Source organism: Vibrio sp. T9, assembly GCF_003123985.1.
Taxonomy (GTDB): Bacteria; Pseudomonadota; Gammaproteobacteria; order Enterobacterales; family Vibrionaceae; genus Vibrio; species Vibrio diabolicus.
On record NZ_NIGY01000008.1, the window covers coordinates 144,782 to 156,733 of the forward strand.

13 protein-coding genes are annotated in these 11,952 nt (G+C 43.1%); 10 read left to right on the forward strand and 3 right to left on the reverse strand.

What is annotated here, in order from left to right:
- The first annotated feature begins 2 nt into the window (after nt 1-2).
- From CBX98_RS17425 to vctC, 8 genes are all read left to right on the forward strand, one after another.
- Nucleotides 3-1,025: a substrate-binding domain-containing protein gene (locus CBX98_RS17425; protein WP_005397164.1), complete on the forward strand. Its 1,023-nt coding sequence runs from the start codon at nt 3-5 to the stop codon at nt 1,023-1,025.
- A gap of 500 nt (nt 1,026-1,525) precedes the next feature.
- The gene (gene pnuC, locus CBX98_RS17435) at nt 1,526-2,257 is read left to right on the forward strand and encodes a nicotinamide riboside transporter PnuC (RefSeq protein ID WP_005397168.1); all 732 of its coding nucleotides are present in this window, start codon (nt 1,526-1,528) and stop codon (nt 2,255-2,257) included.
- Between the two features lie 10 nt (nt 2,258-2,267).
- On the forward strand, nt 2,268-2,999 hold the full coding sequence (locus CBX98_RS17440; protein ID WP_109169875.1) for a nucleoside phosphorylase: 732 nt from the start codon (nt 2,268-2,270) through the stop codon (nt 2,997-2,999).
- Between the two features lie 132 nt (nt 3,000-3,131).
- Nucleotides 3,132-3,812: a Crp/Fnr family transcriptional regulator gene (locus tag CBX98_RS17445; RefSeq protein WP_006741007.1), complete on the forward strand. Its 681-nt coding sequence runs from the start codon at nt 3,132-3,134 to the stop codon at nt 3,810-3,812.
- Nucleotides 3,813-3,975: 163 nt separating this feature from the next.
- Entirely contained in the window at nt 3,976-4,884 is a 909-nt protein-coding gene (locus tag CBX98_RS17450) for a siderophore ABC transporter substrate-binding protein (protein ID WP_109169876.1), read from the forward strand.
- A 22-nt stretch (nt 4,885-4,906) separates the two neighbouring features.
- Nucleotides 4,907-5,842 carry an iron chelate uptake ABC transporter permease subunit VctD gene (vctD, locus tag CBX98_RS17455; RefSeq protein WP_109169877.1) on the forward strand — a complete coding sequence of 312 codons (936 nt, stop codon included), beginning with the start codon at nt 4,907-4,909 and terminating at the stop codon, nt 5,840-5,842.
- Nucleotides 5,835-6,785 (forward strand): iron chelate uptake ABC transporter permease subunit VctG, encoded by a 951-nt coding sequence (gene vctG / locus CBX98_RS17460; RefSeq protein WP_109169878.1) that lies wholly within the window; start codon nt 5,835-5,837, stop codon nt 6,783-6,785. Before vctD ends, vctG begins: the two co-directional genes overlap by 8 nt.
- 2 nt (nt 6,786-6,787) lie before the next feature.
- Nucleotides 6,788-7,543 carry an iron chelate ABC transporter ATP-binding protein VctC gene (vctC, locus tag CBX98_RS17465; protein ID WP_109169879.1) on the forward strand — a complete coding sequence of 252 codons (756 nt, stop codon included), beginning with the start codon at nt 6,788-6,790 and terminating at the stop codon, nt 7,541-7,543.
- Between the two features lie 54 nt (nt 7,544-7,597).
- Here the strand turns inward: vctC and cueR are convergent, their stop codons facing one another.
- Both cueR and CBX98_RS17475 read right to left on the reverse strand, forming a co-directional pair.
- Complete coding sequence (cueR, locus tag CBX98_RS17470; RefSeq protein ID WP_109169880.1) at nt 7,598-7,984, reverse strand: Cu(I)-responsive transcriptional regulator; 387 nt, start codon at nt 7,982-7,984, stop codon at nt 7,598-7,600.
- 87 nt (nt 7,985-8,071) lie between these two features.
- Entirely contained in the window at nt 8,072-9,040 is a 969-nt protein-coding gene (locus CBX98_RS17475) for an AraC family transcriptional regulator (protein ID WP_242446595.1), read from the reverse strand.
- 116 nt (nt 9,041-9,156) lie between these two features.
- On the opposite strand from CBX98_RS17475, the gene CBX98_RS17480 reads away from it, so the two are divergent.
- On the forward strand, nt 9,157-11,163 hold the full coding sequence (locus tag CBX98_RS17480) for a TonB-dependent siderophore receptor (protein ID WP_109169882.1): 2,007 nt from the start codon (nt 9,157-9,159) through the stop codon (nt 11,161-11,163).
- A 42-nt stretch (nt 11,164-11,205) separates the two neighbouring features.
- The gene (locus CBX98_RS17485) at nt 11,206-11,487 is read left to right on the forward strand and encodes a DUF2218 domain-containing protein (RefSeq protein ID WP_046875989.1); all 282 of its coding nucleotides are present in this window, start codon (nt 11,206-11,208) and stop codon (nt 11,485-11,487) included.
- 99 nt (nt 11,488-11,586) lie between these two features.
- Here CBX98_RS17485 and CBX98_RS17490 read toward each other — a convergent pair whose 3' ends face one another.
- On the reverse strand, nt 11,587-11,832 hold the full coding sequence (locus CBX98_RS17490; RefSeq protein WP_005397186.1) for a YgjV family protein: 246 nt from the start codon (nt 11,830-11,832) through the stop codon (nt 11,587-11,589).
- Nucleotides 11,833-11,952 lie beyond the last annotated feature (120 nt).

Consider the following 11,952-nt stretch of genomic DNA (forward strand, 5'->3'; position numbering starts at 1 on the left):
ACATGGCGACGATGAAAGACATCGCAAAACTGGCAGGGGTTTCCACTTCAACAGTGAGCCATGTTATTAACAAGACGCGTTTTGTGAGTGAAGAGATCTCCGAACGCGTCAATAATGCCGCAAAAGAACTCAACTACTATGCGCCATCAGCTTTGGCGCGTAGCCTCAAAGTCAATCGTACCAAAACCATTGGTATGCTAGTGACAACCTCAACTAACCCATTCTTTGGCGAAGTCGTAAAAGGCGTCGAACGCAGTTGCTATCACAAAGGCTATAGTCTCATTCTATGTAACACCGAAGGTGACAACGAACGCATGCGCCAGTCCATTAATACGCTTTTGCAAAAGCGTGTCGATGGTTTGATCTTGATGTGCTCCTCGCTAGAAGGGGAGCGTATCGATGTATTTGAGCGTTATCCTGATATCCCTGTCGTGGTGATGGATTGGGGGCCGATGCTGTTTACGAGCGATAAAATTCAAGATAACTCGCTTCGTGGCGGTTACCTAGCGGCGAAATACCTGATTGATTGTGGCCACACAGAAATAGGATGTATCACTGGCCCTTTGATTAAACACCAAGCGCAAATGCGATACGAAGGTTACAAACGTGCGATGAACGAAGCAGGCTTGGAATTTAATGCCAACTGGATCATTGAATCGGACTTCGAATGTGAAGGCGGATATCAAGCATTTATGAAAATGGCGCAGCGAGGCACCTTACCCAGCTCGATTTTCGTTTCCAATGATATGATGGCGATGGGGGTGATTAACGCCGCAAATGAGCTCAATATTAAAGTCCCGGAACAGATTTCAATCATCGGTTACGATGACATACATATCGCGAAGTTCATGTCGCCATCACTCACCACAATTCACCAGCCTAAATACCGTCTTGGGCAAGCTGCCGTGGAAACGCTTGTCCGAAAATTGGATGATAAATCAACAGAAGCGCAAGTCGTGCAATTAGAACCTACCTTAGTTGAACGAAAAAGTGTCAAGATATTAAAGTCAAGCAGCACTAGATGACCTGTGATGTTGAGCTAAAAAATCAAAAAAGTCGTTTCTCTTTATACTATAAAGCCTTACTATCACCATTGATTATAAATAAAAATATTAATTGTTGTCTGGCGGATTAGTTAAATGTTATCAAAAGGTTACGCTAAGTTCTCCGTAAAGCATCCTTGGTTTCACCGAGTTAATGTTATTGCGGTCATACTGATTTTTTTTGTGAGCTGTTATCAGCTCTTGGTGAATGAAGCATTCGAGTACGCAATTGGGTTTGTTATTACACTTTTGGCGTCAGCTTTATTTGCATCAGCTTCCGCATTCAAAAAGCGCTATTTAGGTTTGGATTCTTAGGCGTGTTAATTTTCAAGCGGTTCAATTGAGTCATTTATTGCTTTCAAGCAAATATTGAACTGAATTATGATCGAGTGCATCAAGAGGGGGACAAATGTCCTCCTTTTTGTTAGGTGTCACGCCCTAATATAGGCATATTCCCAAACAAAATAATAAAGGACATCGACATGGACCTACTTGCCTTACTCGATATAAACAACACCCTGGTTAACATTCCAATTGGCGGCGGTTACGCAATGAGTTGGATCGAAGCTTTCGGTACGGTTTTTGGATTGCTTTGCATTTGGTTTGCTAGCCAAGAAAAAACCATCAACTACTTATTCGGTTTGCTGAATGTCACTCTTTTTGCCGTTATCTTTTTCCAAATTCAGTTATACGGATTATTACTTCTTCAACTGTTTTTCTTCTGTGCGAACATTTACGGTTGGTATGCGTGGACTCGTCCAAACGCGGAAGGTGAAACGCTGGAAGTACGCTGGTTAAACAAACAGAAACTCATCGCCACTGCTTCTATTAGCGTTGTGTCTATCGCGTTGTTAACCATCTACATCGACCCTTTTTTCTTTGCATTAGCAAACATTGCTGTTGATAGCTTGAATCTCTTTGGTGCAGGTTTGGCTGATCCGGTACTTGAACCTGATGCGTTCCCGTTTTGGGATGCAACCATGACAGTACTTTCTGTTGTTGCACAAATTCTGATGACACGTAAATATGTGGAAAACTGGATTCTTTGGGTTGTGATTAACATCATCAGTGTTGGCATCTACGCGACACAGGGTGTTTATGCGATGTCTGTTCAGTATGCGATTTTGATGTTCATTGCTGCCAATGGTACGCGTGAATGGGCCCGTAGCGCCAAGCGCAATGGCGATAAAACCTTAGCTCAAGCTGCAGCTTAAGGAACGAAAAATGGCGAAACAACCTCATATTGGTGTTGATGAAACACAAGTCGCTCCTCTCGTCATTGTATGTGGTGAGCCAGACCGAGCTAATCGTATTGCCGCATTATTGGATGATGCAGAAATGATCTCGGAAAATCGCGAGTACCGTGTTTTTACTGGCAAATACAAAGACCAGCCTGTTTCAGTATGCAGCACAGGCATCGGCGCCCCATCGATGATCATCGCAGTTGAAGAGCTAAAACAGTGCGGTGTCACTCATGTAGTACGTGTTGGATCGGCCGGTGCGATGCAATCAGGCATTCAGCTTGGCGAGCTAATCATTGCCGAAGGTGCGGTAAGAGATGAAGGCGGCTCCAAAGCGTATGTGGATTCGGCTTATCCGGCGTACGCAAGCTTTTCCTTATTAAAGGAAGTTGAGCGTTACCTGTCAATACAAGAGGCGCGTTATCATTTCGGTGTGGTACGTTCTCACGACAGTTTCTATACCGATGACGAAGATGCGATATGCCAATACTGGAACAAGAAGGGCGTCTTAGGTGCCGATATGGAAACCTCAGCTCTGTTTGCCGTTGGCCGATTACGTGGCCTTCATGTGGCTTCGATCTTAAATAACGTCGTTTTGTATCAACAAGATGTGAAAGAAGGGGTTGGCCAGTACGTTGATGAAGCGAAAGTAATGATGCAAGGTGAGAAGCTTGCTGCAATGACGGCGTTAGAAGCGCTGATTGCTCAGAGATAGTCCGTACTAACTTCAGTAACTCTTATAAATCAATGAATGTAAAGCGACAGGCCACTGTCGCTTTTTTATTTGGTGTTACGGGGTACAATCCACCTGAGATAGTTATCAGTAACTTTTCCGAGAGAGCAGAGAATGAAAATCAGCCCGTATCCAACTGGCCGCTTCAAAACATACCTTGAAAAAAAGAGCGTTGCCTTTCGTGAGATGATCTATCAGTGTCAAATTAGTACGCGTTACTTTGATGCTGGGGAAGAAATTCTCCGTCAAGGTGAGCAACTTCAGTACTTATATGTTGTGCCGGTAGGTCGAGTTTCAATGAGCATATTGGCCGCGAATGGGCGACGCTTTCAATTAGGAGAGGCAAACTGCGACTACCATATCTATGGTGAAATGGAGTACTTCACTCAGACTCCTTGCCAATGGAACGTGATTGCAGACGAGCACATGCAGGTTGATGTCATCTGCATCCAAAAACTAACTGAAGCGCTACAAAAGCATCCAGAAATGATGGTGTTCTTTGCTTCAGCGTTGGCCGAAGATTATCAAGATTCTATGGATATCTATACCAATCGGTTATTGCATCCCATTACTTATAATATTGCGTATGATCTTTTCGTCCGTAATCAAACCAACACATTGCTCGGTGGCTTTGACAAAGTGAATCAAGAAGCTGAGCGATTTGGTACTTCTGGTCGTGTTTATCGACGTGCAGTTAAAGATTTGATTGAAAAGGGATTGATTGCAAAAACGGAAAACGGGTTGGAGATTATTGATGAGCTTGCACTCAAAGCATTTATCGAAGCGCATGAATGATACACCTAGATATTGCAATGAATGGTTTTTATAAGTCTTTGATATAGTTGGAGCTCGAATAAGCGTAACTAATGTAAAGTACCTTAAATTTTGTTGAATGCAGTAAAGAGTAACGTTATATTGCGAACGCGCATGATAATAGATCTCATTAAGGCTTAACAAAATGAAAAAATTCGTCGGTGCGGCTATACTGTCGCTATTTACTGTTTCTCCTTCTTTCGCTGCTAAGGTTGTGATTGACCATTACATGGGGCAAACCGAGCTAGAGCAATCACCAGAGCGCGTGGTTGTGATTGGCTTTGGTCCGCTAGATGCGCTGGACAACTTTGGTATCGATCCTGTTGCAGTCTCTAACTCTTCTAATCTGCCTAGCTACCTTTCAAAATACAGCAAAGATAACTACACCTCTGCGGGTAGTTTGTTTGAACCTGACTTTGAAACCATTTACATGCAAAAACCGGATTTGATATTGGTTGGTCCGCGAGCGTCTGCGAAATATGAAGAGCTGAGTGAAATTGCTCCTACGGTCGTTTTTGCTGCGAAAGAGAATCAAGGTTACTGGGAAGGTACGCAAGCACAGTGGCGCAATATTGGTAAAATCTTCGATATCGAAGAAAAAGTAGAGCAGAAAATTGAAGCGCTAGATGCTCAATTCAAAGCAATCCGTAACTACAATCAATCAAATAACAATGATGCGTTAACGATTTTAAGCATGGGTGACAACATCAGTGCGTTTGGAGCTCAATCGCGATTTGGTGTGATTTATAACGATTTCGGTTTCTTGGAAACGGTTGAACACGTGAAAACGGGCACTCACGGAGATATTATTTCTTATGAATTTATTCGTGAAGCTAACCCGAAAAATATACTCGTAGTTGACCGCAATTCGCTGAAAGGCACGCCAGATAACGATATTCGTAAGTCCATGGATAACGACTTAGTCAAAGCAACCGCCGCATATAAGAATCACAAAATCACTTATTTAGATGTGGACGCGTGGTACTTGTCGATGTCTGGTGTGACTGCAACAGAAAAAATGGTCAGTGAGATCAAGCAAACCGTTGAACTGTAATCCAAGATAGCAGAGGTTAACTTTGAAAAAGTTATTGCTAACCCTTGTGGTTTTAAGTACGGTTTCGTTATTTGTTGGGGTGGCAAACATGACGCCCCAACAGTTATTTTCGGGTGATGAGAAAGCGTTAGAGCTTTTCTTTACCAGCCGTATACCACGTTTATTCGCCATACTGCTTGCTGGTGCAGGCTTAAGTATTGCAGGCCTTATTATGCAGCAAATCAGCCAGAACCGATTTGCTGCACCTTCTACAACCGGTACGATCGAATGCGCCATGCTGGGCTACGTACTGAGCGTGGTTTTCTTTGGAAACGACAATCACCTATGGCTTGTCTTTGGTATCTCGGTGTTCGGGACGCTGGCGTTTATTTTCTTTATTCAGCGCATTCAATTTAAGAGTGTGGTTTTTGTGCCTCTTGTCGGAATTATTTTCGGCAATGTCATCCAATCCATGACCACGTTTATCGCTTACAAATACGATGCGTTACAAAGTCTAAATGCGTGGACGGTAGCGAATTTTGCCAACATCTTACGTGGTGACTTTGAACTGCTGTACATCGCGGTACCAATGGCTATTCTCAGCTATCTTTTTGCCGCACGGATTTCAGCCGTGGGTATCGGAAAAGATTTTGCGGTTAACTTGGGGTTAAATTATCAGCAGGTTGTGACGATTGGCGTGCTGTTGGTGTCCATCATGTCGGCAAGTGTCGTGATGATTATTGGGCAACTGCCATTCCTGGGTCTGATTGTGCCAAATCTCGTTAGTCACTTTTATGGTGATAACCTCAAAAAGAACATCCCGCTTACTGCCATGTATGGGGCGACTTTAGTGCTGTGTTGCGACTTGGTGAGTCGTTTGATTATCTTCCCTCATGAAATGCCAATCTCTATCGTGATCAGCATATTGGGTGGCGTGGTATTCATCGCTATGTTGTTGCGAGGTAAGCAACATGCGTGATTCAACGAAAATCCTACTGCTAGGTGGCATTGCGGTACTTTTTGCATGTTTGTTTATTGGTATTGGGCTAACGGCTGACAACTACCAGTATTTTTTATCTCGTAGAGTTCCTAAAGTATTGGCGATAGTGCTAGCGGGTGTGGCAATTGCTCAGTCTTCACTTGTATTTCAAACCATTACTCACAACCGAATTTTAACGCCTAGTATCATGGGGTTTGATGCGTTGTATGTGTTGACGCAAATTTTGATCGTGCTGATTTTTGGTGGTTTGAGTACTTTAGTTCTTAACTTGTACGTCAATTTCGCGATTGCCGTAATTGTAATGGTGTCGTTTTCGTTATTGTTGTTTGGTTTTTACTTTTCTAAAGGAAGCAAGAACTTGATTACGTTGCTATTGGTCGGCTTGATCTTTGGTCAGCTATTTTCCAATGCGGCGTCATTTTTCTCTTTGCTGATGGACCCAAATACGTTTGCAATCGTTCAATCGAAACTTTACGCCAGCTTTAATAATGTCAAAGTGAATTTGGTTTACTTTAGTGCACCAGCTTTGGTGTTTGCATGTTGGTTGCTATTTAATATGCATCGCACTTTAGATGTGTTTTGGCTCGACCAAGACAATGCGAAAAGTTTGGGCGTCGACGTACCTAAGGTGACGCGAAATGTATTCATTATCTCGGCGGTTCTGATTGCTATTTCTACGGCTCTAGTGGGACCAATTATGTTCTTTGGTTTGCTGGTGACCAACTTAAGCCGAGAAATGTTCCGAAGTTACCAACACAAAACGCTACTGGTTGGTTGTTCGTTTCTCTCCATCAGCTCGTTACTGGCTGGGCAATGGATTATCGAGAACGTGTTCAGTTTTGAGACGACGTTGAGTGTCGTTATTAACTTTATTGGTGGTGCGTATTTCTTATACCTACTACTGAAAAACAAAGTTGTATAAATATGATAGTGATAGACAAATTAACGAAGGCCTTCGGTTCAAACAAAGTAGTTGATGAGGCCAATACTCAGTTTGAAAAGGGCAAGGTAACATCGATTATTGGCCCGAATGGCGCGGGAAAGAGCACGCTGTTATCTATGGCTTCGCGCTTAACGGAGCGGGATGGTGGTGGTGTTATCATTGATTGTAAGGAAATTGCGGAATGGGACACTAAAGAGTTAGCGAAAAAGCTGGCGGTACTTCGTCAAGCCAACTCTATTACCATGCGATTTACCGTGAAGGAGTTGGTCTCTTTTGGCCGTTTCCCATACTCCAAAGGAAATCTGACCAAAGAAGATCATGCGGTGATTGAACAAGCGATCGACTATCTAGATTTACAAGGTATACAAGACAAATATTTGGATGAATTAAGTGGTGGTCAGCGACAGCTTGCGTTTATTGCCATGGTGATTGCACAAGATACAGACTACGTTTTTCTTGATGAACCACTTAACAATCTAGATATCAAACACTCTCTTCAGATCATGAAAGTCGTGCAGCAGTTAGCTCATGACATGAACAAAGCCATGGTGGTGGTAATTCATGATATTAATTTCGCAGCGTGCTACTCGGATGTCATATTGGCGCTTAAGCAAGGCAAAGTTGTGGCAAGTGGTGCGGTGGAAGAGGTGATTCAGGCGTCTACGCTAGAGGATATCTACGAAACGCCGTTTAATATTATCGAATTAAACGGCAAGCGCATGTGTACTTACCACTAATCCAACCTCAAGGCTTAATGAAAGCGATTCCTCAATGAGGATAGATAGGCGAGTTTACTTGGTGAGCTCGTCTATGATTGGGCATCGGCTTTCAGCGTCTCCCGGACAAGAAGAAACCCAACCTTCAAGTTGCGTTTTGATCTCCATAAGGTGCGCGATTTTTTCTTCAACCTCTCTCAGCTTATCCATGGTTTTTGCTTTTACTTCGCTGCTTTTTCGGTTGGGATTATGGGCAAGCTGCACAAACTCTTTGCATTCTTGCAGTGAAAAGCCAGCGTTTTTTGCGCGTGATACTAAGTTAAGCTCTTGAATATGATTATCTGAATATTCTCGATAGCCAGAGTCGCTGCGCGCTGGTGGAGATATGATCCCTTTGTCTTCATACAATCGAATCGACTTAGATGAAAGCCCAGTAAGCTTTGCAACAGCACCAATATTCATGTTTAACCTCCATAACGTTTAAGGCGAGTATATACCGATGTTGTAGATAAGACACTCCTAAATAACAGTTAGTTACCTAGGGCCTCTTTACTCTTTTATCACTTCATGCGGTGGTACACCAAATACCTTTTTGAAAGCGCAGGTGAAGTTGGAAGGGTGGTGGTATCCGGCTTCATAAGCAGCTTCCGTGATCGTCACTAGGCCACGTTCCAAATGTTGCCTCGCAATCTCAAGGCGACGAAAGCGAATATAACCATTTACGGTCATATTCAGTGATTGTTTAAATCGGCGCTGCAGGTTTGAAACACTCATTGAAAACACGCTTGCCAACTTTTCTAAGCCTAGTTCTTGCTCAAGGTGAGTTTCTATATAGCTAACAATATCCTCTATTCGACCATCTGTGTGCCGTTCAAGGTTATTTTTATTAGCACTGAAGTTCTTGGGGATTTGCTCAGTCGCTTGATGCAAAATTTGATAGATCAAGCTTTCAACTTCCAACTTATCTTGGAATTCTTGTGGTGATTCTCGGCTTGTCAGCGTTTCAGCTAGTTCGCATAACGCCTGATTAAGCTCTAGAGGATGAAACGCCTGATGAGAGTTAAAAAAGGACCGATGACGACAGGTTTGGTCAAGGCGAGCCTCTAGCCACTGGGGCTTAACCAATATGTTGATCTTATTAATGAGGTTATCTTTGAGCAGTGAGCGACGAAAGTTTGCAGGTTTGAGTAGGTTCACCACGACACCTTTAGGGCCGTCGCCTGCGTCTAAATCAAATTGCAAATCGTCATAGCCAAACGAGAGCTTACCTTCTAAAAGAATAGTGACCAACAGTGAGGCGTGGGCAGTAGAAACAATATGTGAATCAACAAGCTCTAGGCAACGTCCACCATGAATAAAGATTTGATCATTGTACTGATATGATAGGAATTTGCCTTCTGCCAGTTGAGTTTGACAAGGTTGACCTTGCGTGACGATCCACTGCTTTTCTGTGGCTTCCAGTTTTTGGGTTAAAGCGATCTTGGCAATTCTAGTTCGTTTTGGTGTGACTTCCCGCATTTGACACTTCCTCATAACACTTGTGCGATTTCGCATAATCAAATCGCCTTTGTATTTATAAAACTCATGCTTATTATACCTGAGAATTATTATCATTAATATTTAGGAATGAAGTTATGGAAAGCCCTGCTTGTTCATCTATCAAGCTTTCAAGCCTTTGCCTTGCAGTGGGAATGGCGCTATCAAACCCTGTTTTAGCTCAAGATACCGAGTCACATTTTGAAGAAGTCGTTGTATGGGGAACAAAAGTTTCTAGCAATACTGAGTCGATGTTTGCGGACGACATGTCACTGAAGCAAGCGGATCATATGTCTGATTTACTGCGCGATATTCCCGGTGTGGATGTTGGTGGAACACACTCTGTGAATCAACGTATTACCATTCGTGGTTTGAGCGAAACCGATTTGGACATTCGTCTTGATGGTGCTTCTCAGCATGCGAGCATGTTCCATCACATTGGTAACTTGACGCTAAACCCTGACATTCTCAAATCTGCCGATATCCAGGTAGGTAATAACTCTGTGACTCAAAATGGCTTAGGCGGCTCGGTTTATTTTGAAACGAAAGACGCTCGCGATTTACTTCGTTACGATGAAACGTTTGGCGCTCGTGTTTATGGCGGTTATGCATCCAACGACAACCAACAAGGCTCGTTGACACTGTACGGGCTTTTGTCCGAAAACATTGATGCGATGGTTTATGGCCATTACGTTACGCGCGATGACTTTGAAGATGGTGACGGCAACAAAACCTATGGCGCTGCGGGTGATGTTTACAACATTCTGGCTAAGTTGGGGTATGAACTAAACGACATCCATCGTTTTGAGCTCTCTTATGACATGTACCGAGACAGTGGTGATTACAGTCCGCGTCCTGATATGTCGGGTAGTGCGAACAATGGCTTATCGAGCACGTTACTTATTCCTACGGATTATGACCGAGATACCGTTACCTTGAGTTACGAGCTGCGAGGCGAACAGCATAAAGGTAACGTCACACTTTATAATACCGAGACAGAAATTAAACGGGATGAGAGCGTTATGGCTCCTCGCTGGCCTTCGAACCGTTTATCGAAGAACACCGCTAAAAACCAAAACTTTGGTTTGAATGGTAAGTTCCAGTCGGATGTTATGTTAGGTGAGTTTGATAATCGAATCACCTATGGTTTCGACTACATGGATAAGACATCTTCAAGTTACTACGGTAGTCGTAAGTTCATGGATGAATCGGCCATTTCAACCGCATTGTTTGTAGAAGACCAGTTCTTCTTCTCTGATGCTTTCTTTGTTACCGCAGGTATGCGTTTTGATGATTACAAACGTGAAGCTGAAACGGGGACGAGTAACTATGATGATGTGACCTGGGCCCTAGCGGTAGAATGGGCAGTCACTCAGGATTGGACGTTGTTTGCGAGCGCACGCTCTCTATTCAAAGGCCCTGAGCTGATGGAAACCTTTATTGCTTACCAAGACGTTGCATTTTTAGAGGATGGACTAAAGCCAGAAACGGGGTTGAACACACAGGGTGGTGTCCGTTTTGATAAAACCTTTGATAAGCATTTCTTTGGAGCGAATATTACGGCATTCCAAACGGAAATTGATGATTACATTGCAGACCAGTACCAAAACGCGACTCAAACTTACCTGATTTACAACTTAGGTGATGTCGAGATTAAAGGCTTTGAGGCAAGTGCTTCTTATGGCTACGACAAGTTTAACAGCAAACTTTCTTACTCTAAGTCGGACACCAAAAACAAGAATACTGGTGGCCCTGTTGCTGGGGGTAATGGGCGTAGCATTGATATGGGTGATAGTATTGCTCTAACTTTGGATTACCAGTCAGACGCTTTAGAAACGATCTTCGGGTGGAACTCAATGTTTGTTCTAGAGGAAGACAACGTCTTTGATGGTCAGCCAAAGAAAGCAAGCTATGATGTACATAATCTATATGCTCAATGGGTGCCGTCTGATATTGATGGACTGTCGGTGACCTTTGGTATTGATAATGTATTTGACGAGTTGTACAGCTCTCATGCGTCTCGTTCGGGTACTGCACGTGGCTTCACGCTTGATGACTACGAGCCTGGTCGCAACTTCAAACTTTCTGCTGCTTATCAATTCTAATAGGGCTCCCGAGAGGGGGCGCTTCAAAACACGAGTAAATTCATGATTAAAGAAAGCACCCGAATAGATAGCGAACATGCTGACAAATATTTAGTGACGCTTTGTCGGCATTTTGGACGAAAGGTTCCTGCTACTTGGAATGAAAACAGCGGTTTGGTGACATTCCCGACGGGAAAAGCGGAGTTTGCTCTTTGCGAGTCTAGCTTGACCATTATTTGTGAGGCGGATTCAGAAGAGAAACTGAGCACAGTGAAGGCGATAATCTCATCGCATGTAGACATGTTCTCTCGTCGAGAAACATTAGCACTTAACTGGGTTCGCTAGAGCTATTGATGAATGGGCAGAAAATGAGAGCGCATTAAAAAGCAAAAAGCCCGCGATCTTATCATTCGCGGGCTTTTATTGTTCGAATGCTATTGCTTTTTAGGCTCTAGATTCTAGGCTTTTTTTTTCCTGTTGCATTTTTGCTAGGAAGTAGATATTAACGCAAGCAATAAAGCCGTTAGTTAATACTACAGGCCAAGAATCAATCATTAGTCCGTAAGCAGTAAATAGCGCACAACCAATAAAGTTAAGGATACGAAGCTTAACAATATCTTTCATAGTTAGCGAAATTGCGACCATGATTGAAGCTGCATAACCTAAAATCTCAACCATATTCATGTCCATTTTTTGACCCTCTTAAAATCTGCCGAATTTTGTCGGTACCAATTCTTCTCATCTTGAGATTAATGAGGAAGCTCCATGCCTCGAATGGTCTTTTTTTGTTGTATGGACGCACTATATCAA